Genomic DNA, 20,466 nt, shown 5'->3' with positions numbered 1-20,466 from the left:
GTCGTATGAACCCGCTTTTCAAAGATGACCTGCACCCAGGTCAGAGTAAGGTCGTTGACACAAGGAGGAACGGCAATGGCAGAGGGAACGGTAAAATGGTTCAATGATTCCAAGGGATTCGGTTTTATCCAGCAGGATGGCGGCAAGGATGTCTTTGTCCACTATTCCGCGATCCAGGGCCAAGGGTTCAAATCCCTGAAGGAGGGAGACCGGGTCAAATTCGAGGTCGTCAGCGGCGCCAAGGGCCCGGCGGCCGAAAACGTGGTCAAGCTGTAGTCAACACCTGCTATCGTCCACGCACGAGCCCCGCTTCGCGGTCGTGCGTGGCACGCTCATCCTTCGGCCGGGACCTCCCACTTTCTTTCGTCCCTTCCCGGGGCGGCTGTTCCTGTTCGCCCGCCTGCACGAACCGCAGGTAGGCGGTAAACACCTCGGGCGCCAAGTTCTGCAACTCCCTCCGTGCGGCCATCATGGCCGCGTGGTCCCGGCGACGCCGGGCCCGTTCCGACCGGCGCAGAAGTCCGTAGATCCGGACCGCCTCGGTCGCGGATGATTCTTCCAACTCCACCAAGGGCAGGATGCCCTCCAGAAACCCGTGGACAGGGGCCATGGCCGCGCCGTAGGCGGCGATGACCGCCGCCAGCCGGGCATTGCAGGGAACGTGGGCAGACAAGCGCTCGGGATCGCGCAGCAGGCCAATGGTATAGACGCCGTTGGCGATCTCCCGCCGGCCCTGACGCCAGAGGGCATCGCCGAGATACCCGTACAGCAGGCCCTCGCCGGGAACGGTTTCGATCAGAGTGCGCAACTGGCTTTCGGCGGCGATGGCGTCGCCCAGTTGCAGCGAGAGATAGCCCAGGCACAGATCCGGCGGCAGGTAGTCGATCCCTTCCTCCGCCATCATCTGCTGCAGCCGCGCCAGCAGACTGGCCCGCAGCTCCCGGTCGACCTCGCCGCTCCCGAAGGAGAAGGCCTGCAACCGCTTCCAGAACAGGGCGACCGCGCGTTCCCCTTGCAGTGCTGCCACCGCCCGGAAGGCCTGCTCCCAGTACCGGACCGCCTGCAAGCCGGCCGTAGCGGCCGGATGGGCCGGCCGCGCCTCCAGGACCCGGGCGAAGCGTGACCGCGCCTCCGCAAGGTCCAGTTGGGCCAGGCAGGCGTACCCCTTGCCGGTTTCAAGCAGATCCCACTGGAACAGGTCGAGTTGCATGGGCTTCATCAAGGAAGACGGAGACCGGCCAGCCGGTCCCCGTCGGGAATCGTGCGCCGCGGCGTGGGCCGGCGCCGGACCGCTCAGATGTCGAGCAGCCGGACCGCGCCCCGGTCGGCGGAGGCGGCGAAACGGGCGTACACCTGTAGGGCCTTGGAGACCGTGCGGTCGCGCCTGGGCGTGAAGGCCAGGGCGCCGCGCGTCTCTTCCTCGCGGCGGCGGGCGGCCAGTTCCTCGTCGGTGATCAGCAGCGAAATCGTCCGCTTCGGGATGTCGATGTCGATGCGGTCGCCTTCGCGCACCAGCCCGATGGCGCCGCCGCTGGCCGCCTCGGGGGAAACGTGGCCGATGGACAGCCCGGAGGTGCCGCCGGAAAAGCGGCCGTCGGTCACCAGGGCGCAGGCCGCGCCCAGATGCCGCGATTTGAGATAGGAGGTGGGATAGAGCATCTCCTGCATCCCCGGCCCGCCCTTGGGCCCCTCGTAGAGGATGAAGACCACGTCGCCGGCCTGGACCGTACCGTCGAGGATGGCGTCGCAGGCCTCTTCCTGGGAATGGTAGACCCTGGCCGTGCCGGTGAAATGGAGGATCGAGGCATCGACCCCGGCGGTCTTGACGATGCAGCCCTGCTCGGCGATGTTGCCGTACAGAACCGCCAGGCCGCCGTCCCTGGAGTAGGCGTGGGCGATGTCGCGGATGCAGCCCGCGGTCCGGTCGGTATCCAGTTTGGGAAAAAGCGTCTGCTGCGAGCCCATGACCAGATTGCGCACGCCTGCCGGCGCGCTGCGATACAGGGTCCGCGCCGCCTCGGTTGCTTCCGGCCGCATGATGTCGAACTGCGCCAGGGCCTGGCCCAGGGTGAGGCCGTCCACCCGGTGGACGGAGGTGTCCAGCAGCCCGCCGCGCTCCAGTTCGGCGAGGATGCCGAGGATACCGCCGGCCCGGTTGACATCCTCCACATGGTAGGGGGAGCTGGGTGCCACCTTGCACAGGTTGGGCACCCGCCGCGAGAGGGCGTCGATGTCGCGCATGGTGAAATCGACCTCGGCCTCGTGAGCGATGGCCAGGATGTGGAGCACGGTGTTGGTCGAACCGCCCATGGCGATGTCGAGGGCCATGGCGTTGTCGAAGGCGGCCCGGGTGGCGATGGACCGGGGCAGGACCGAGGCGTCGCCCCGGCCGTACCAGGCCTCGCACATGGCGACGATGCGCGCCGCCGCCCGGTCGAACAGGGCCAGGCGCGCCGCATGGGTGGCGACCACCGTGCCGTTGCCCGGCAGGGCCAGCCCCAGGGCCTCGTTGAGGCAGTTCATCGAGTTGGCGGTGAACATGCCCGAGCAGGAGCCGCAGGTGGGGCAGGCGGAACGCTCGACCTCGGCCACCTCGGCGTCGCTCACCGCCTGATCGCCAGCCATGATCATGGCGTCGATCAGGTCCAGCGCCCTGTTGCCCGCCCGGCCGGCCTCCATCGGCCCGCCGGAGACGAAGATCGCCGGAATGTTGAGCCGCATCGCCGCCATCAGCATGCCGGGGGTGATCTTGTCGCAGTTGGAGATGCAGACCATGGCGTCGGCCTTGTGGGCGTTGCACATGTACTCCACCGAATCGGCGATCAGCTCGCGGGAGGGCAGCGAATAGAGCATGCCGTCGTGGCCCATGGCGATGCCGTCGTCGATGGCGATGGTGTTGAACTCGGCGGCGAAGCAGCCCAACTCCTCGATCCCGGCCTTGACCCGCTGGCCGATCTCGTGCAGGTGGACGTGGCCGGGCACGAACTGGGTGAACGAGTTGACCACCGCGATCACCGGCCGGCCGATCTGTTCCTCCCGCATGCCGTTGGCCCGCCAGAGGGCACGGGCCCCCGCCATTCTTCTTCCTTCCGTTGTCACCGCGCTCCGCAGGGAGTTGGTCATGTCGCACCTCGATGCACTCAAAATTTTTTCTTGTCTTTTCTCGCCCGGAAGCGATAGAACCTTAAAAGATACCTCCGCCAATACTATCTCGGGACGCCGCATGAAACAACAGGAGATTAACTATTGGATCACCGCCATGCTCCACAGGCACGAGCGGGTTTCCGATCTCAACATCACCGTGGGCAAGAACCTGCAGGTGGAGAGCGACGGCGTGCTGGTGCCGGTCGAGGTCAGCCCGCCGGTCACCGAACTGACCCCCTTCCAGGCCGAGGTCTTCGCCCTCAACCTGATTGGCGGCAACCGCCGCCTGCTGCGCGACCTGGTCACCAAGGGCTCCTGCGACCTCTCCTATTCCCTCGACGACAAACATCGTTTCCGGGTCAACATCTTCTCCCAGAAGGGCTACTATTCGACCGTCCTGCGGAAACTGGAGACCAAGATCCCCTCGATCCAGGGGTACCATTTCCCCGACGCCTTCGGCAAGATGGCCCGCGAGGTCAACGGCCTGATCCTGTTCACCGGCGCCACCGGCACCGGCAAGACCACCTCCATGGCCGCGATCCTCAACAGGATCAACGAGGAACGCCCGGTGCACATCGTCACCCTGGAGGACCCGATCGAATACGTCCATCCCCACAAGAAGGCCACCTTCAACCAGCGGGAGATGGGCGACGACTTCGACACCTTTGCCAACGGTCTCCGGGCCGCCCTCCGCCAGGCGCCCAAGGTCATCCTGGTCGGCGAGATCCGCGACCGGGAGACCCTGGAAATCGCCCTGACCGCCGCCGAAACCGGCCACGTGGTCTTCTCCACCCTGCACACCATCGACACCGGCCAGACCATCAACCGCATCCTCGGCATGTTCGAGCAGGACGAACAGCCCCAGATCCGCAACCGCCTGGCCGACACCATCCGCTGGGTCGTCAGCCAGCGCCTGCTGCCCCGGATCGGCGGCGGCCGCATCGCCGCCCTGGAGATCCTCTGCACCAGTTTGCGGGTCCGCGACCTGATCATCAACGGCGAAACCGAGGAAAAGACCTTCTACAACGTGGTCCGCGACGGCTCGGCGCGCGACATGCGGACCTTCGACCAGCACCTGCTCGAACTCTACGAAGCCGGCCTGATCACCGAGGAATCGGCGATCCTCTCCGCCTCCCACCGCAGCGAGATCAAGCGGGGTATGGACACCATCAAGGCCGCCCGGGGCGAACGGACCTCCAGCATCGACGGCCTGCGCATGGAGCAGCAGGAAGAGGACGATCCCTACAAGCGGTGGTGACCAATGGTCCGCCCGAACCTCCAGCGTCAGATCCACAAGACGAGCAGCACGCATCCGTTCCCATCATCCGAGGCCCCCTCATCATGTTGACCCACTGCCCTTTCTGCACCAAGCCGATCCCGCTCTCCGCCGATCAGACCGCCCGCCTGGAGCAGGCCCTGGCGCAACTGGCGCCCGACAAGCTCCTGACCATCAAATGCCCCCTGTGCCGCAGCGCCATTGCCCTGGACAAAACCGGGATGCCCCCGCGCAAGTCGGAGCAACCGCCGTCCCGCGCCGTGCAACCGCCGCCCCCACCGAAACTGGACTGGCTGGAACTGGGGCTTTTCCAGAACGCGGACAAGGTGGAAGACGTGCCCATGGCACTGGTGCTCCACCAGGAGAACGAACAGCGCAAAACCATCGGCGAGGCCCTGGAGTCGGTAGGATACCAGGTGGTCATGGCCGACACGGTGGCCGACGCCATGGAAGGCATGCGGTTCGTCGATTTTTCCTGCATCGTCTTCCACACCGGCCTGGAAGGGACGCTGGACCGGTCCCTTTTTCATGCCCACATGCGCAACCTGGCCATGGAGCGGCGGCGCTACATCTTCTACATCCTCATCGGCGAGCAGTTTCACACCCTGTACAATCTCGAGGCCCTGGCGCACAGCGCCAACCTCACCGTCAACAGCAGCGATCTGCACCATCTCGACATCGTGCTGCGCAAGGCCATTCCGGCCTACGAGGAACTGTTCGGCCCCATGCTCGAGGAGTTGGGCGCCTACGGCAAACGCTGAACGCGGCAGCGACGAATCTCCCCGAACGTCCACCCCTCCAGGGCAATCCGGCCAAGAAATACCTTTTTTCAACAGGAAACAGTTGTTTTTCAAAAAAAACTCTGGTAAATAATCTGCTTTCACACACCAGCGGGCGAAGGCTTTCTTTTCCCTATCATCAACCACTTAGCAAAGACCGCCAGCGGTCACCACAGGTAATTCCATGACAAAAAACGGAACTCAACCCGCTTTTGCGGCAGATGACACCAGCTTTGAGGAAATGAGCTTTGCGGAACTGTTCGAGCAGGAAGACAACAACACGGTCATCAATGTCGGCGAGGTCGCCATCGGCACCGTCGTCGGCCTGAGCAGCGATGCTGTCCTGATCGATGTCGGCGACAAGGCGGAAAGTTACATCCCGCTCGCCGAATTCCGCCATGAAGACCCGGACCGGGTCATCAAGATCGGCGATCAATTCGAAGTGTTCATTGAAAAACGCAAGGATGAAGGCGGCCTGCTGCTTTCCCGCGAAAAGGCCATCGCCATCAAAGTCTGGGAACAGATTGCCAAAATCCAGGAAGAAGACGGGACCATCGAGGGCCGTATCGATAACCGGGTCAAGGGCGGCATGTCCGTCGATATCGGCGTGCCCGCCTTCCTGCCCTACTCGCAGATCGACCTGCGTCCGGTCAAGGACCTGGACGCCCTCATCGGCCAGACCTTCGAGTTCAAGATCCTCAAATTCAACCGCAAACGCAACAACGTGGTCATCAGCCGGCGGGCCATCCTGGAGCACCAGCGGACCGCCCTGCGCGAACAGATGCGCACCACCCTCGAGGAGGGCCAGATCATCCGCGGCGCCATCACCAATATCACCGACTACGGTCTGTTCATCGATCTGGGCGGCATGGACGGCCTCTGCCACATCACCGACCTCTCCTGGGGCCGGGTTTCGCATCCGTCCAAGCTGTACACCGTCGGCGAGGAGATCGAGGTCAAGATCCTCAAATACGACAAGAATTCCGACCGGGTCTCCCTGGGCGTCAAGCAGCTCAAGACCGATCCCTGGGAGCGGGTTCCCACCCAGTATCCTCCCGGTTCCAGGGTCAAGGGCAAGGTGGTGTCGATCACCGATTACGGCGTATTCGTCGAATTGGAGGAGGGTGTCGAGGGCCTGGTCCACATCTCCGAGATGAGCTGGTCGAAAAAACCGCGGCATCCGTCCAAGATCGTCGGCGTCGGCGAGGAGATCGAGGTGCAGGTGCTCAAGGTCGAGGCCGAGACCAAGCGCATCTCCCTGGGCATGAAGCAGTTGCAGCCCAATCCCTGGGATGTGGTCGAGGAGAGCTATCCGGTGGGCTCGGTCATCGAGGGCAAGATCAAGAACATCACCGACTTCGGCATCTTCATCGGCATCGAGGAGGGCATCGACGGCCTGATTCACGTGTCCGACCTGTCCTGGACCGAGCGGATCAAGCATCCGTCCGAGAAGTACTCCAAGGGCGAGACCATTCAGGCGGTGGTGCTCAAGATCGACAAGGAAAACGAGCGGTTCTCCCTGGGCGTCAAGCAACTGGAACCCGATCCGTGGCAGGCCGCATCCAGCAACTACCCGATCGGCTCCACTGTTGAGGGCACCATCACCAACGTCACCGATTTCGGCGTCTTCGTCCAATTGGAAGAGGGCATCGAGGGTCTGGTGCACGTGTCTGAAATCTCGAAAGACAAGGTCAAGACACCGGTCGGCATGTTCAACGTCAACGACACTCTGAAGGCCATGGTCATCAACGTGTCCGCGGACGACCGCAAGATCGGCCTGTCGGTGAAGGCCCTGCAGGAGAAGGAAGAAAACAACGGCGCCATCCCCGAGGAATACCTCCAGAAGGCACAGAGCGCGGCCCCCTCCACCTTCGGCGACCTGTTGAAGGCGGCGGCCGGCGAGGATAACAACAAGTAAGCGCCGAGGCGCTTCGTTGTACCCATATCGGGTGTCGGCCTGACCGTTCCTTCGGCACGGGCGCGGCCGACACCCCCTTATTATTTTTCCGCGTGCAGTCGGCCGGAGTCAGGCCAGGCGCGGTCGGTCAATAAAGGATACAAGGATACGGATCATGCTCAAGCGTGAATTGATCAATCAAGTTTCCGAGCAACTTGGCGACTATTATAAGCAGGACATAGCACAGGCCGTTGATATCATTCTCGAAGAGATATCACAGGCCCTGGCGGAAGAACGACGGGTGGAGATCAGGGGCTTCGGCAGCTTTTCCGTGCGCACCCGCAGGCCGCGGACCACGAAGAACCCGAAGACCGGCAAGATGATGAACATCCCGGCGCGCAAAACGCTCCACTTCACCATGAGCAAGTCGCTCAAGGAAGTGTTGATCGACGAAGAAGCGGAATAACCACCGTTCCGCCCACAGGGACAAGACCGGACCGCGTTACGGGGTTCGGTCTTTTTTTATTCCCGTGTGTCGCGTGGCGGGCCGCGCGGCTAAACGAACGGGCCGATGTCCCCCTTGCCGACGCGGAGGACTTCCGGTGGTTCGGTCAACAGCGAAATGACCGTGGATGGCGCCGGCACGATCTCGCCGCCGTCGATGATCAGATCCACCTGCCTGCCGAACAGCCGATCGACGTCGTGGCAGGTGCAAACGGGTTCCTCGTCCTCCTCCAGGGAGGCCGAGGTGTTGAGCAGGGGATTGGCCAAGGCTTCGAGCAGGGCCAGGCAGATCGGATGGGCCGGCACCCGGATGCCCACGGTTTTCTGCTTGGTCAGCATGATTCTGGGGACCAGCTTGGTCCCGGAGAGGACAAAGGTGTAGGGACCGGGAAGGTTCTTCCGCATCAGCCGGTAAGCGGTATTGCCGACATGGCCGTACTGGCTGATGTTGGTCAGGGAGGCGCACATGAAGCTGAAGGGCTTGTCCTTGGGCCGCCTCTTGATCTGGTAGACCCGCTTGACCGCCTTTTGATTGAAGATATCGCAGCCGATGCCGTACATGGTGTCGGTGGGATAACAGATGACGCCGCCGTGCAGGAGCACTTCCACGGCCTGCCCGATCAGCCGGGCCTGCGGATTGGCAGGATTGATCGCAACGATTTTCGCCATACGGAAACAAGCCGTTGAAGGACGGGGCACAGGAGTGCGCCGGTTGCTGCGCGGCGCGGACCGACCCGGCACGACGCCGCCGGGAAAAACGTATCAGTTAAGCAGGAACACCGGGAAAAATCCAGCAATTTCTCCGGGTCCTCTTCCCGGAGGAAGGCGCAGGCCGGCGGCGTGCTCCCAAGCTTGCCGGCCGGGGCTGCGTCGCCATCCCGTCGGGTCGCCTGTTTTCTTTTTGGCAAGAACATGCTACCTTATGCCGGCTGTGGATGGAGTACGGCAACCACATACAATTCCGCGAAAATCACCAGGAGCAGCGCCGATGACCGCGGGCCGCGCAAGCCCGCCCATCCCTGCTCCGAACCGCACGACAGCACGCACGAACCGCAACGGCACGGCCGGGGACACCAGGCCGCCCGTTTTCACTCCAGTCAACAAGGAGACCCTATGTTTCAGCAAGACATCCCCCTGGCCCTCACCTTTGACGATGTCCTCCTGGTGCCGGGCGCTTCCGAGGTCCTGCCGTCGGAGGTATCGCTCACCACCCGGCTCACCGACACCATCGAGTTGCAGTCCCCGCTGCTCAGCGCCGCCATGGACACGGTCACCGAGCATCAGACCGCCATCGCCATGGCCCGGGAAGGCGGCATCGGCATCATCCACAAGAACATGAGCATCGAGCGGCAGGCCAAGGAGGTGGAACGGGTGAAAAAATCGGAGTCCGGCATGATCGCCGACCCGATCACCGTCTCCCCCTACCAGAGCGTGGCCGAGGTGCAGCAGATCATGCGCACCTACCGCATTTCCGGCCTGCCGGTAATCGACGGCGACAAGCTGGTGGGCATCGTCACCAACCGCGACCTGCGCTTCGTCTCCGACGACGGCCTCCGGGTCAACGACGTCATGACCAGCAAGAACCTGGTGACCGCGCCGGTGGGCATCGACCTGCCCCATTGCAAAGCGCTCCTGCACGAGCACCGCATCGAAAAGCTGCTGATCGTCGACGACAGCGGCCGGCTCAAGGGGCTGATCACCATCAAGGATATCGAGAAAATCAAGCAGTACCCCAACGCGGCCAAGGATTCCATGGGCCGGCTGCTGGCCGGCGCCGCCCTCGGGGTCGGCCCCGATCTCCTGCCGCGCACCGAGGCCCTGGTCAAGGCCAAGGTCGACGTGGTGGTGCTCGACTCGGCCCACGGCCATTCCGCCGGCATCCTGCACGCCCTCGAGGAGGTCAGGGCCCACTTTCCCGACCTGCCGATCATCGCCGGCAACGTGGCCACCGGCGAGGCCACCGCAGCCCTGATCAAGGCCGGCGTCAACGGCGTCAAGGTCGGCGTCGGGCCGGGCTCGATCTGCACCACCCGCATCGTGGCCGGGGTCGGTGTACCGCAGCTGACCGCGCTGCGCAACTGCGTCGAAACCGCCTCCAAGCACGGCATCCCGGTGATCGCCGACGGCGGCATCAAGTTCTCCGGCGACATCTGCAAGGCCATCGGCATCGGCGCCCACTCGGTGATGATCGGCTCGCTCTTTGCCGGAACCGACGAGACGCCGGGCGACACCTTCCTCTACCAGGGCCGCAAATACAAGGGCTACCGGGGCATGGGCTCCATCGGCGCCATGAAGGACGGCTCCGGCGACCGGTATTTCCAGGACAGCCAGAGCAGCAAGCTGGTGCCCGAGGGCATCGAGGGCAAGGTGCCCTACCGCGGCCCGATCTCGGAGATGATCTACCAGCTGCTCGGCGGCCTGCGCTCGGGCATGGGCTACACCGGCGCCGCCACCATCGAGGAACTGCACCAGAAGGCCCGTTTCGTCCAGATCTCCTCGGCAGGCCTGCGCGAGTCGCACGTCCACGACGTCATCATCACCAAAGAGGCCCCGAACTACCGCACGGAAGGGCTGTAATCGCCCCGGCCGTCACCCGTTTCCCAACCCGAGAAAGGCAGCCTATGTCCACGCATACCCAGAAGATCGTCATCCTCGATTTCGGCTCGCAGACCACCCAGCTGATCGCCCGCCGCATCCGCGAGCAGAAAGTCTACAGCGAGATCCATCCCTACAGCCTGCCCCTCGACCAGCTGGCGGCCATGCGGCCCACCGGCATCGTGCTTTCGGGCGGGCCGGCCAGCGTCTACGACGACGACGCCCCGATCAGCGCCCCCGGCCTCTACGATCTGGGCGTGCCGGTGCTGGGCATCTGCTACGGCGCCCAGTTGATGACCACCCAGTTGGGCGGCCGGGTGGAGCGGGCCGAGAAGCGGGAATTCGGCAAGGCCCAGCTCCGCATCGAATACACCGGCGGCCTGTTCGCCGGCATGGAGCTGGACCCGGCCCACTACCAGGTGTGGATGAGCCACGGCGACCGCATCGAGGCACTGGCACCGGGCTTCGCGGTCACCGCCACCAGCGCGCATTCGCCCTACGCGGCCATCCGCCATGCCGACAAACCCTTTGTCGGCGTGCAGTTCCATCCCGAGGTCGCCCACACCCTGATCGGCACCGACATCCTGCGCAACTTCATCTTCGGCCTCTGCGGCTGCCGGCCCGACTGGACCATGCATTCCTTCATCGACGCGACCGTGGCCGAGGTCAGGGCCAAGGTCGGCGCCGACCGGGTGATCTGCGCCCTGTCCGGCGGGGTGGACTCCTCGGTGGTCGCGGCCCTGGTCCACCGGGCCATCGGCGACCAGCTGACCTGCATCCATGTCAACAACGGCCTGATGCGCACCGGCGAATCGGCGAGCGTGCTCCGTTTCTTTCGCGAGAAGACCAGGCTCAACGTCGTCGATGTCGATGCCTCCGAGTATTTCCTCACCGCTCTGGCCGGGGTCAAGGACCCGGAGGAGAAACGCAAGCGGATCGGCTACGGCTTCATCGAGATCTTCGAGGCCGAAGCCCGGAAACTGGGACAGGTCCGCTATCTGGCCCAGGGGACCCTGTATCCGGACGTGATCGAGTCGGTGGTGTTCCGCGGCAAGGCGCCGATCAAGTCGCACCACAACGTCGGCGGCCTGCCTGAACGGATGCAGCTCGATCTCATCGAGCCCCTGCGCGAGCTGTTCAAAGACGAGGTCCGCGAACTGGGCCTGGAACTGGGCCTGCCCGAGGAGGCCATCTACCGGCAGCCCTTCCCCGGCCCCGGCCTGGGCATCCGGATCATGGGCGAGGTCACCGCCGAGCGGCTGCGCGTCCTCCGCCAGGCCGACGTGATCGTGCTGGAGGAGATGAAGGACGCCGGCTGGTACCGCAAGGTCTGGCAGTCTTTCGCCGTGCTCCTGCCCATCCAGACCGTGGGCGTCATGGGCGACGGCCGCACCTACGAGCACGTCATCGCCCTGCGCTGCGTGGACAGCAGGGACGCCATGACCGCCGACTGGTCGCACCTGCCCTACGAACTGCTGGGCCGCATCTCCAACCGGATCATCAACGAGGTGCGCGGCGTCAACCGGGTGGTCTACGACATCTCCTCCAAGCCGCCGTCGACCATCGAGTGGGAGTAAACGATCGTCAAGGTGGAGCATTACCGGCTGAAGGCCGATTCCGTCAAACATCCCGTTGAACTGCGTGAAGAGCAGGTTCTCTATCGATCTGGGAAAGGAGAAGAGCCAACATGCTGACCCGCATCCATATTCAAGGCTATAAATCTCTCAAAAAAGTCGAAGTTCATTTGTCTGATCTGTCAGTGTTGTTCGGACCGAATGCGGCGGGAAAGAGCAACTTTCTCGACTGTCTGCAACTGCTCTCCAAGCTTGCTACCTCTCGGACGATCAAAGAGGCGTTTGAGCCGCCTTACCGGGGTAAGCCTCTTGAATCCTTTACTTTTGGCGAGCGGGGAATCAAGGGTTCGCTAGCAAAGGAGCGACTTTCCTTTTCCATCGAAGTCGACGTACGGATCTCCGATGCGATAGCTAATGCGGTCAATCGACAAGTTAATGAGATGCGCCGCTCAGGCAGTCAGGAAAGTGGGGCAGGTAGGGAAATGAAACCCGGCAATGCCGTGCGCGAGAGGAATCTGCGCTACCGCATCAAGGTAGAGATGCTGCCCAAGTCCGGTATTCTTCGAGTGGCGGACGAATATCTCGCGGCGCTCAACGAAAAAGGCCAACCAACAGGAAAGCGCAAGCCATTTCTCTCCCGTGAGGGCAACCGCCTGCACCTGCGCTTGGAAGGTCAGGCGCATCCTAGTTACTACGAATGCTACCTCGACCACAGCATTCTTTCACTGCCGCACTATCCACCGCATTATCCGCATCTGGTGGCTATGCGGAAAGAGCTGGAGAACTGGCTGTTCTACTATTTCGAGCCACGTGAGCGGATGCGCACGGCCAACCCTGTCAAGGAAGTGCGACATATCGGGCTTATGGGTGAGGAACTGGCCTCATTCCTCAACACGTTAAAAGCCCTTGACCCTAAGCAATTCAATGCGGTCGAAAAAGCATTGCGCCTGATCATGCCTAATGTGCACGGCATTGGGGTGGAAGTTAGCAATCTCGGTGAAGTTGAACTCACTCTCCAAGAGAGCGGTATCCCGGTACCAGCCCGCATCCTCTCGGAAGGTACCCTGCGCATCCTAGGGCTGCTGTCCCTGGCTGGGGCTAAGGAGCAACCTTCGTTGATCGGTTTTGAGGAGCCAGAGAACGGTATTCATCCCCGCCGCATCCAGCTCGTCGCCGAACTTCTGAAAACGCGCGCCTCCTCGGGTGAAACCCAATATATCGTGACCACCCATTCACCGATCCTACCCGATCTGGTATCGGAAGACTCATTGTTCGTTTGCAAGCGGGTCGACAATGAGACGAGCATCGAGCCGTTCAAGGAATGGGGGCCGCTATGGAAAAAGGGCGAAGTGGATCAAGCGCTAATGGAAGCGGAGGACCTCACCGTCTCAGAGCGGATGCAGCGAGGTGATTTCGATGCGTGAGATAGCTCTCTTCGTAGAGGACTTTGCTCACAAAGAGTTCCTCGCGGCGTTACTGCAGCGCCTCGCGGCAGAATATGGCGTTGATATCCAATTGCACTGGCGGAATGCCCGTCGCGGCCACGGTATGGTCGTCAATGAACTCAAGCAATTTCTTCGTGATCTGCAACGAGGGTGGGATGCGCTGCCGGATCTCGTCGTCGTGGCCACCGATGCCAACTGCAAGGGACTGTCAGAACGCCTGAGGCAACTCAGTGAGATCACGAGCAAGATCAACTTGCCCACAGTCTGCGCCGTCCCCGAACCCCATATAGAGCGCTGGCTGCTGGTGGACTCCGCTGCGTTCAAATCAGTCTTCGGACGGGGATGCAACGCGCCTGACCAGAAATGCGAAAGGGCGCGCTACAAAAAAATACTGATCGAAGCCATAAGAGCGTCCGGTGTGGCGCCCAGCCTAGGCGGCATCGAATTCTCTGAGGATATCGTCATGGCGATGGATCTTGATCGTGCCGCAGCGGCTGATGGGTCGTTGAGGAAATTGATCGAAGAGCTACGTAGGATATTTCAGGCATGGCAACCTGCTCAGGCCCGGTGATAATAGACATATGGTTTCTTGAAGATTCGATGCAATGCTTGCGGGATTATTGCATCGAATCTTCAAGAAACCATATAAAAAAAAATGTACTATTGACTACCGAATGAGTAACCCCGGAACGTTCACCCCTTGGAATCACTTCAGCGCCCCCATTGTTCCATGCTCAAGACAGCGATTTACGTTGATGCCGAAAACATCAAGATGAGCGGCGGCTACGGCATGCGCTACGACGTGCTCGTCGGCCTGGCCAACAGCCCCAACTCGGTGATGCTGCGGGCCAACTGCTACCTGGCCGAGGATCACGAGCGCACCCAGCGCGACCCGGAGTACCGCCAGAAGGTCTACGCCTACCACAACATCCTGCGCAACTGCGGCTTCAAGATCATCAAGAAGTATGTCCGCCGCTTCAAGGACGAAGACGGCAACATCACCACCAAGGCCAACGCCGACATGGACCTGGCCATCGACGCGCTGCTCCAGGCCCGCAACCTCGACCGCATCATCCTGCTCACCGGCGACGGCGACTTCCTCCGCCTGATCATCGCCCTGCAGAACACGGGCTGCCGGGTGGAGGTGATCGGGTTCCACAATGTCAGCAAGGAGCTGCGCGAAGTGGCCGATTCCTACATCTCCGGCTTCCTGGTGCCGGGCCTGCTGCCGATCGCCGGCGGCCACGGCGACAACGGCGAGCGCTGGCAGCGGGGCACGGTGGCCAATTTCAACCAGGACCGGGGCTTCGGCTTCTTCCGCTACTACCGGCTGCAGGAGGGGGTGCTCCAGTCGGAAACGGTCTTCTTCCATCTGTCGAAATCGACCCTCCCTTCGGACCATTTCTTCCTGGAACCGCACCGGATCTTCGAATTCAGGATCGTGGACAATCCGGCCAACAGCAACCGGCCCGAAGCCTGGGACATCCGGCTGCTCAAGGAGGGGTGAGGACGATGACAACTGCGCGCGGCCTGCTCCTTGCCGGCGATCTCGGCGCCACCAAGACCAGCCTGGCGCTGCACCGGGCCGATGCCTGGCCCGGACCGCCGCTGCGGCAGCAGACCTTCCGCAACAGGGACTTCGCCGCATTCGACAACCTGCTCACCGCCTTTCTGGGTGACGATCGGCCGGCGGCCCTCTGCCTGGGCGTGGCCGGGCCGATCATCGACAACGCGGCCCGCATGACCAACCTCGCCTGGTCGATCGAGGCCGCGGCCCTGCAGGCCCGTTTCGGTTTTACCCGGGCCCTGCTGATCAACGACCTGGTGGCCACCGCCGCCGGCATTCCCTGGCTCGCGCCGCAGGACCTGCACCCGCTCAACCCGGCCGGCCACGCGGCCGCAGGCGCGGTCATGGCGGTGCTGGCGCCGGGCAGCGGCCTGGGCGAGGCCTTTCTCGTGCCCCACGGCGGCACCTTTCTCCCCTGCCCCTCGGAAGGCGGCCATGCCAGCTTCGCCCCCCGGACCGCCGAGCAGATCGAGCTGCTGACCTTCATGGCCGCACGTTGCGATCACGTCTCGGTGGAACGGGTCTGCTCCGGCCTGGCCATGCCCGAACTGTTCGCCTTTGCCGCCGCCGGCCGGCCGGTGCCGGACTGGCTGGCGACCGAATTGACGCAGTCCGCCGACCAGACGCCGGTGATCGTCCGGGCCGCCGTCGACGCCGCGTGCGGGGGCCGGCCCTGCGAGCCGGCGGTGCATACCCTGCGCCTCTTCCTCGACATCCTGGCCGACGAGGCCGCCAACCTCGCCCTCAAGACCCTGGCCCTGGGCGGGGTTTTCATCGGCGGCGGCCTGGCGGCCCGGCTCCTGCCGCTGATCGAGGCGCCGCGGTTCATGACCGTCTTTGCCCGGGGCATCTACCGGGAGATGCTCGCCCGCGTCCCGATCCACGTGATCGTCAACCCGCAGACCGCCCTGCTCGGCGCCGCGGCCACGGGCATGGCAGCCCTGCGCCGCGACCCGGCGACCGCCGCTTCCGCCTGATCGTCGCTGCCGCACCCTCAGGCGCGTTCCCAGGCTGCCCCATGTCCCTGTTCGCGGTTTCCCAGATCCTGGTCGTCGTCGCCATCGGCTTTGATCTGCTCTCCTTCCAGTTCAAGGAACGGCGGCGGATCATCGCCTGCATGGCCATCTCCTGCCTGCTGATCGCCGTCCATTTCGCGCTGCTGGGGCACTGGACCGCCACCGGGCTGGCAGGGCTCGCCGGCCTGCGTCTCGTCGTCAGCTACCGCACCACCTCGAAGCGGGTGATGGCGATCTTCATCGCCGCCTCGTTGGTCATCGCCGCCGCGACCTTCCACGGCATCCTCAGCGTGCTCAGCTGCCTGGGCTCGATCTTCGGTACCGTCGGCTCGTTCAGCGCGGACGACAAACGGCTGCGGCAGATACTCATGGTGGGCACCAGCCTCTGGCTGCTCCACAACATCCTGGCCGGCACCCCCACCGCCGTGCTCATGGAGGCCCTGTTTCTCGGCAGCAATTTCGTGGGCTATTACCGCTACTATGTGCGGGGGACGGGGAAAACCGGGATGCCGCCGCCGACCCTCGGGCCGGGCCGGCAATGACAGGCCTGTCAGGCGCCGGCCGGCACCGGCGGCAGGGCGAGCAGGCGATGGTAGATCTCGCGGCCGATCCAGGCATCGGTGGCGGCATAGCGGATCTGCTGCGCGGTGAGTTCGGGATTGGCCCAGTTGGTGGTCCGCGCCGACTTGGAGATGCGCAGTCCGCAGACCGCGGCGGCCAGTCCGCGCAGGCCGTGGTGGCGCAGGCCCCGGCTCCGGGCCAGCCGTGCCAGGTCGACGAAGCCGGCCGGCCGGAAGGGATGCAGTTCCCGCAGGCTCTTCAGATCGAAATCCGGCGCCACCCCGGCCTTGACGATGGCCGGATTCTCGAGCAGGGCCAGGAGCGGGGCCGACAGACCGGTGTGCCGCAACTGCACGAGCACCACCTCGTCCTCGGCGGCCAGTTGCAGAAGGCTGGGCTGAAATTTCTGCCCCTTGCGGAAGGCAGGCCGGGTTTCGGTATCGAAGCCGAGCAGGTTGGCGCGCGCAAGGCGCATCGCCGCCGCTTCCGCTTCCGCCGCGGTGCGGACACAGCACACCATCCCCTGCCAGCACGCCAGGGGCAGGGCGTTGATGGCCTCCTTGCTCAGCCGGATCTCCCCCGCTGCATTCATGTCCCGGTTCCTCCCCCGTTCATGGTCGTGCCAACGCCTCCCGGATGGCCTGACCCAGCTTGGCGATGGTGTAGGGCTTTTTGATATAACGTCCGACCCCGAGCCGCTGGGCCTCGATCACCCGTTCGTTCTCGGAAAAACCGCTGGCGATGATCGCCCGCTGGTCCGGCACGATGCCGATCCAGCGGCGGTAGGTCGCGAGCCCGTCCATGCCATCGCCGAGGATCATGTCGAGCAGCAGGAGGTCGAAACGCTCCCTCGCAGCCAGCAGCAGGGCCTCCTCGCCGCTGGCCGCGACGGTGACCCGATAGCCCAGTTCCTCCAGGATGGCGGCGGCGATCATCCGTTGCTCCTCGACATCGTCGACCACCAGAATGCGCTCGCCGTTGCCCCGGTACTCCTCCGGGGGCACCGTTCGCAGATGCTGCTGCACGGCCACCGAGGTCACGGGGAAATAGAGGGTGAAGGTGGTGCCGACGCCGACGGTGCTCTCACAGTGAATGAAGCCCTGGTGATCCTTGACCGTGCCCCAGACCACGGCCATGCCCAGGCCGGTGCCGCTTCTTCCCATCTTCTTGCTGGAATAGAACGGCTCGAAGATCTTGCCGATATCCTCGGCCCGAATCCCGCTGCCCTGGTCCGACACCTCCAGCACCACGTATTCGCCCTGGCCGATGCGCTCGTCGAGCTGGAGCGAATTGTCGACATACCGGTTTTCCGTGCGCAAACGGATCGTCCCGCCCCGTTCCATCGATTCCGCCGCATTGGTCACCAGATTCATGATCGTCTTGACGAGATGGACCGGCGAGCCCAGCAGCGGCATGAGATCGGGCGCGTACTCGGTCACGATCTCGACGCCGGGATGGCGGAGCCGCAACAGGCCGCATTCGGGACTCGCGAGGTAGACGTCGACCAGGGCATCGAGCCTGATCGGCTCCTTGACCGCCACGCCGCGCCGCGCCAGGGTGAGCAGGTCCTGCACGATGTCCGCGGCCTTTTGTCCCGAATCCCTGATGGTCTGCAGCGGCCTGTACATCGGGTCGCTTTCGGGCAGTTTCATCAGGAGCAGGTCGGGGTAACTGACGATGCCCGAGAGGATGTTGTTGAGATCGTGGGCCACGCCACCGGCCAGGGTGCCGATCATTTCCAGCTTTTCCGCCCGGATTAGCCGTTCCTCAGCCCGCTGCCGCTCAAGCACCTCCTTCTTCAGCTCCGCCGACCGTTGCTCGATGATGTGCTCCAGATTCTCCTGATGGTGGGCGAGCGCCGTCTCGGTGTCGCGGCGGACCCGGATTTCCTCCTTGAGGTCGGCCAGGGTCCGCTCCAACTGCCCGATCATGGCGTTGAACGAATCGGTCAGCTCGGTAACCTCATCCGGAGGGTCCGGATGCGGGGGCAGGCGCTGGCTCAGGTCGCCGGCGCCGACAAGGCCGATGACCCGCAGCATGGCCCGGAGTCTGGCCACGACCACCCGGTGGACGAGGGCCGTCAGCGCCAGGGAGATCAGCGCCAGCACCGCCAGGGCGCCGACGCTGCTGAACTGCACGATGCGGTACAGCGGCCGCAGGGTGCGGTCCAGCGATTGGTTGATGTTGAACGACCAGTCGACCCGGTGCAGGTGCTGGAAAACGGTCAGGGTCTCGACCGTTCCCATCCGGTGGACAAAGGTTCCTTGCTGCTGCCCGGCGATGCGCCGGAGAAAGTCCGCCGACACCATGGCCGCGAGTTCCGCCTCGTTGTTCCCGGAACTGGCCAGCACCTGCCGGCTGCCGTCGGTCAGGAAGGCGTAGCCGTATTGCTTCTGTCCGAAGCTCCTGAGAAACAACTCCTTGAACGCGGCAAAATCCACCGCGCCGCCGATGACGCCGACAACGCCGTCGTTCTTCAGGACCGGCGCCGTGACGACAAACACGGGCCGGCCGCTCCACCGGCTTTGCACCACCGGCGAGATCACCGCCTGCCCCTGGAGGGTCGCCCGGATGTAGGGACGGTCGCCCAGGGTGATCGCCGTGTCGTCGTTCGCCCTGGCGGCCGCATGCACCAGGATGGCGCCCTGCCGGTCGGCGAGGAAAATGCTCTCGTAAAAGGGATAGCCGTGGTGCAGGCTGGCCAGCAACTGCTGCGCCCCCTTCCGGGCGCTACGGCCATAGTACCCATCCTCGGCCAGCGCATCGACAAAGACCTCCTGGCGGGCCCACAGGGCGATGTCGCCGCTCCGGGCCTGGAGCCAGTTGTCCAGCAGACTGGCCGTGAGCTGCGCCTCCCGCTGCAGCCGCCTGCTCAGTTCCTGCTCGACCACGGTGCGGGCATTGAAATGGAAAATGCACAGCACCAGGACCAGGCCGAGGGCGATCACCAGCACGGCGGGAAGGAGTATCTTCCGGCTGAGCCCCGGGCGCAGAATGCGCTTCACCGGATGACCACCTCGGCCCGCTTGATGACGGTGTAGGGAATCTGGATGCCCAGCCGCTCGGCTGTCCGCAGATTCAACTGAATGCGGCCGCGATCGGTCGGAGCGATCGGGAAATCGGCGGGCGTTCCGCCGGCGAGCAGGGCCCGGGCAATCTGTCCCGTTGCCCGTCCCTGTTCCCGCATGGACACGCTCAGCCCGCACAGAACGCCGGATTCGGCGGCGCTGTCATACAGTCCCACCGTGGGCAGGGCCAAGCCGTCGTTGAGCAGGCGGACCAGTTCCCGCTCGGGGACCTTGGTCGGGTCGGCGGCGCTGCGGACGATGGTGCGGATCACGTAGAGGAGAACGGCGTCCACCCGGCCGCGATGCCGTTCGATGGCGGCCTGCCAGTCTTCCAGGGTCAGGGGTTGTTCGTAGGCCACCACCGCCACCGGCAGGGTCAGGGTCTTGCAGAAGGCGATCAGGGGGTCGGTGGTCTCCGACTTGTCGGCCATGACCAGCAGCCTGCTCGCCCCCGGCCGGATCCTCAGCAGCAACTCGATGCTCTCCGACACGTTGGGCCGCTCCAGCACGCCGGTGACATTGGCCGCCGGGAAACCGTACCGGGCCGGATCGGCGTTGACCCCGCCGAACACGAACCAGGGCGGACCGGCGGCGCCGGCATAGTGCCTGGCGAAATACTGCTGGGCGTTGTCGTCCATGGCGATCACCACCCGGGGCCGTTCCTCGGCGACGATTCGCCTGGCCTGCTCTCCGGCGGCCTGCTTCCATGCCTCGGAGGTCTGCCGCTTGGTGTCCATGTAGAAGAACCGGCGCCGGCAGTCGACCCCGACCAGGGCCTCCTCGATGCCCTTGTCCATTTCCGCCACATGTTCCCGCTGGTCCCGGTGGTAGCTGTGCACGACCAGCACCGTCGCGGGTCCGGTCGAAGCGGGCGGCCCCACCGCCATCAGAAGCGGCAGGAAAAAAACGAAACAGATGCGCCAAGAACCGGCACGATGCATGATTTCTCTCCGTCGAGACGGGGTCCGGCGGGACAAAGGCGCCGGGCCCCCATGGCTCATTGGGAGTATGGTCGCACAAAAAGCCGGCGATTGCAATTT

18 protein-coding genes are annotated in these 20,466 nt (G+C 64.0%); 12 read left to right on the top strand and 6 right to left on the bottom strand.

From position 1 onward, the window contains the following. Positions 1 to 75 precede the first annotated feature (75 nt). Positions 76 to 276 carry a cold-shock protein gene (locus Q362_RS0104955; RefSeq protein ID WP_028317787.1) on the top strand — a complete coding sequence of 67 codons (201 nt, stop codon included), beginning with the start codon at positions 76 to 78 and terminating at the stop codon, positions 274 to 276. 10 nt (positions 277 to 286) lie between these two features. On the opposite strand, the gene Q362_RS0104950 is transcribed toward Q362_RS0104955, so the two are convergent. Next, entirely contained in the window at positions 287 to 1,210 is a 924-nt protein-coding gene (locus Q362_RS0104950) for a tetratricopeptide repeat protein (RefSeq protein ID WP_028317786.1), read from the bottom strand. 83 nt (positions 1,211 to 1,293) lie between these two features. Further along, complete coding sequence (gene ilvD, locus Q362_RS0104945) at positions 1,294 to 3,123, bottom strand: dihydroxy-acid dehydratase (RefSeq protein ID WP_028317785.1); 1,830 nt, start codon at positions 3,121 to 3,123, stop codon at positions 1,294 to 1,296. A 100-nt stretch (positions 3,124 to 3,223) separates the two neighbouring features. Here ilvD and Q362_RS0104940 point away from each other — a divergent pair, with 100 nt between their 5' ends. The 4 genes from Q362_RS0104940 (at position 3,224) to Q362_RS0104925 (ending at position 7,562) form a co-directional block, all read left to right on the top strand. Continuing rightward, entirely contained in the window at positions 3,224 to 4,402 is a 1,179-nt protein-coding gene (locus Q362_RS0104940) for a type IV pilus twitching motility protein PilT (protein WP_028317784.1), read from the top strand. Between the two features lie 83 nt (positions 4,403 to 4,485). Further along, positions 4,486 to 5,181: a hypothetical protein gene (locus tag Q362_RS0104935; protein ID WP_028317783.1), complete on the top strand. Its 696-nt coding sequence runs from the start codon at positions 4,486 to 4,488 to the stop codon at positions 5,179 to 5,181. A gap of 202 nt (positions 5,182 to 5,383) precedes the next feature. Further along, positions 5,384 to 7,117, top strand: coding sequence for a 30S ribosomal protein S1 (locus tag Q362_RS0104930; RefSeq protein WP_028317782.1), 1,734 nt, complete (start codon positions 5,384 to 5,386; stop codon positions 7,115 to 7,117). Positions 7,118 to 7,271: 154 nt separating this feature from the next. Next, positions 7,272 to 7,562: an HU family DNA-binding protein gene (locus tag Q362_RS0104925; RefSeq protein WP_028317781.1), complete on the top strand. Its 291-nt coding sequence runs from the start codon at positions 7,272 to 7,274 to the stop codon at positions 7,560 to 7,562. An 89-nt stretch (positions 7,563 to 7,651) separates the two neighbouring features. Here the strand turns inward: Q362_RS0104925 and Q362_RS0104920 are convergent, their stop codons facing one another. Further along, positions 7,652 to 8,269, bottom strand: a complete 618-nt coding sequence (locus Q362_RS0104920; protein ID WP_028317780.1) for an L-threonylcarbamoyladenylate synthase — start codon at positions 8,267 to 8,269, stop codon at positions 7,652 to 7,654. Between the two features lie 444 nt (positions 8,270 to 8,713). Here Q362_RS0104920 and guaB point away from each other — a divergent pair, with 444 nt between their 5' ends. The 7 genes from guaB (at position 8,714) to Q362_RS19190 (ending at position 16,339) form a co-directional block, all read left to right on the top strand. Then, positions 8,714 to 10,177, top strand: a complete 1,464-nt coding sequence (gene guaB / locus Q362_RS0104915) for an IMP dehydrogenase (RefSeq protein WP_028317779.1) — start codon at positions 8,714 to 8,716, stop codon at positions 10,175 to 10,177. 44 nt (positions 10,178 to 10,221) lie between these two features. Continuing rightward, positions 10,222 to 11,772, top strand: a complete 1,551-nt coding sequence (gene guaA / locus Q362_RS0104910) for a glutamine-hydrolyzing GMP synthase (protein WP_028317778.1) — start codon at positions 10,222 to 10,224, stop codon at positions 11,770 to 11,772. Between the two features lie 110 nt (positions 11,773 to 11,882). Continuing rightward, a complete protein-coding gene (locus Q362_RS0104905; protein ID WP_028317777.1) occupies positions 11,883 to 13,193 on the top strand; it encodes an AAA family ATPase in 1,311 nt (436 codons plus the stop codon). Then, positions 13,186 to 13,785, top strand: a complete 600-nt coding sequence (locus tag Q362_RS0104900) for a DUF4276 family protein (protein ID WP_028317776.1) — start codon at positions 13,186 to 13,188, stop codon at positions 13,783 to 13,785. Before Q362_RS0104905 ends, Q362_RS0104900 begins: the two co-directional genes overlap by 8 nt. A gap of 129 nt (positions 13,786 to 13,914) precedes the next feature. Next, positions 13,915 to 14,721: a LabA-like NYN domain-containing protein gene (locus Q362_RS0104895; protein ID WP_245590160.1), complete on the top strand. Its 807-nt coding sequence runs from the start codon at positions 13,915 to 13,917 to the stop codon at positions 14,719 to 14,721. Positions 14,722 to 14,726: 5 nt separating this feature from the next. Further along, positions 14,727 to 15,758, top strand: coding sequence for a glucokinase (locus tag Q362_RS0104890; protein WP_051553688.1), 1,032 nt, complete (start codon positions 14,727 to 14,729; stop codon positions 15,756 to 15,758). Positions 15,759 to 15,799: 41 nt separating this feature from the next. Then, entirely contained in the window at positions 15,800 to 16,339 is a 540-nt protein-coding gene (locus tag Q362_RS19190; RefSeq protein ID WP_051553685.1) for a YgjV family protein, read from the top strand. Positions 16,340 to 16,347: 8 nt separating this feature from the next. Here Q362_RS19190 and Q362_RS0104880 read toward each other — a convergent pair whose 3' ends face one another. From Q362_RS0104880 to Q362_RS0104870, 3 genes are read right to left on the bottom strand one after another with little or no spacing between them, the layout of a single operon-like run. Continuing rightward, positions 16,348 to 16,950, bottom strand: a complete 603-nt coding sequence (locus Q362_RS0104880; protein WP_028317773.1) for a 3'-5' exonuclease — start codon at positions 16,948 to 16,950, stop codon at positions 16,348 to 16,350. A 19-nt stretch (positions 16,951 to 16,969) separates the two neighbouring features. Beyond that, complete coding sequence (locus Q362_RS0104875) at positions 16,970 to 19,363, bottom strand: ATP-binding protein (RefSeq protein ID WP_028317772.1); 2,394 nt, start codon at positions 19,361 to 19,363, stop codon at positions 16,970 to 16,972. Beyond that, a complete protein-coding gene (locus Q362_RS0104870; RefSeq protein WP_028317771.1) occupies positions 19,360 to 20,367 on the bottom strand; it encodes an ABC transporter substrate-binding protein in 1,008 nt (335 codons plus the stop codon). The genes Q362_RS0104875 and Q362_RS0104870 overlap by 4 nt, the downstream gene beginning before the upstream one ends. Positions 20,368 to 20,466 lie beyond the last annotated feature (99 nt).

The sequence above is a fragment of the Desulfobulbus elongatus DSM 2908 genome (assembly GCF_000621145.1).
GTDB lineage: Bacteria > Desulfobacterota > Desulfobulbia > Desulfobulbales > Desulfobulbaceae > Desulfobulbus > Desulfobulbus elongatus.
The sequence above is the reverse complement of the archived record's forward strand: the minus strand, read 5'-3'. Positions and strand labels throughout refer to the sequence as shown.

Excerpts from the sequence above, each read along its gene's own strand:
- Q362_RS0104925 (WP_028317781.1), top strand. The coding sequence starts at position 7,272 with ATGCTCAAGCGTGAATTGATCAATCAAGTTTCCGAGCAACTTGGCGAC.
- Q362_RS0104935 (WP_028317783.1), top strand. The coding sequence starts at position 4,486 with ATGTTGACCCACTGCCCTTTCTGCACCAAGCCGATCCCGCTCTCCGCC.
- ilvD (WP_028317785.1), bottom strand. The coding sequence starts at position 3,123 with ATGACCAACTCCCTGCGGAGCGCGGTGACAACGGAAGGAAGAAGAATG.
- Q362_RS0104900 (WP_028317776.1), top strand. The coding sequence starts at position 13,186 with ATGCGTGAGATAGCTCTCTTCGTAGAGGACTTTGCTCACAAAGAGTTC.
- guaA (WP_028317778.1), top strand. The coding sequence starts at position 10,222 with ATGTCCACGCATACCCAGAAGATCGTCATCCTCGATTTCGGCTCGCAG.
- Q362_RS0104890 (WP_051553688.1), top strand. The coding sequence starts at position 14,727 with ATGACAACTGCGCGCGGCCTGCTCCTTGCCGGCGATCTCGGCGCCACC.
- Q362_RS0104950 (WP_028317786.1), bottom strand. The coding sequence starts at position 1,210 with ATGCAACTCGACCTGTTCCAGTGGGATCTGCTTGAAACCGGCAAGGGG.
- Q362_RS0104880 (WP_028317773.1), bottom strand. The coding sequence starts at position 16,950 with ATGAATGCAGCGGGGGAGATCCGGCTGAGCAAGGAGGCCATCAACGCC.
- Q362_RS0104920 (WP_028317780.1), bottom strand. The coding sequence starts at position 8,269 with ATGGCGAAAATCGTTGCGATCAATCCTGCCAATCCGCAGGCCCGGCTG.
- Q362_RS0104940 (WP_028317784.1), top strand. The coding sequence starts at position 3,224 with ATGAAACAACAGGAGATTAACTATTGGATCACCGCCATGCTCCACAGG.
- guaB (WP_028317779.1), top strand. The coding sequence starts at position 8,714 with ATGTTTCAGCAAGACATCCCCCTGGCCCTCACCTTTGACGATGTCCTC.
- Q362_RS0104930 (WP_028317782.1), top strand. The coding sequence starts at position 5,384 with ATGACAAAAAACGGAACTCAACCCGCTTTTGCGGCAGATGACACCAGC.
- Q362_RS0104905 (WP_028317777.1), top strand. The coding sequence starts at position 11,883 with ATGCTGACCCGCATCCATATTCAAGGCTATAAATCTCTCAAAAAAGTC.
- Q362_RS19190 (WP_051553685.1), top strand. The coding sequence starts at position 15,800 with ATGTCCCTGTTCGCGGTTTCCCAGATCCTGGTCGTCGTCGCCATCGGC.
- Q362_RS0104870 (WP_028317771.1), bottom strand. The coding sequence starts at position 20,367 with ATGCATCGTGCCGGTTCTTGGCGCATCTGTTTCGTTTTTTTCCTGCCG.
- Q362_RS0104955 (WP_028317787.1), top strand. The coding sequence starts at position 76 with ATGGCAGAGGGAACGGTAAAATGGTTCAATGATTCCAAGGGATTCGGT.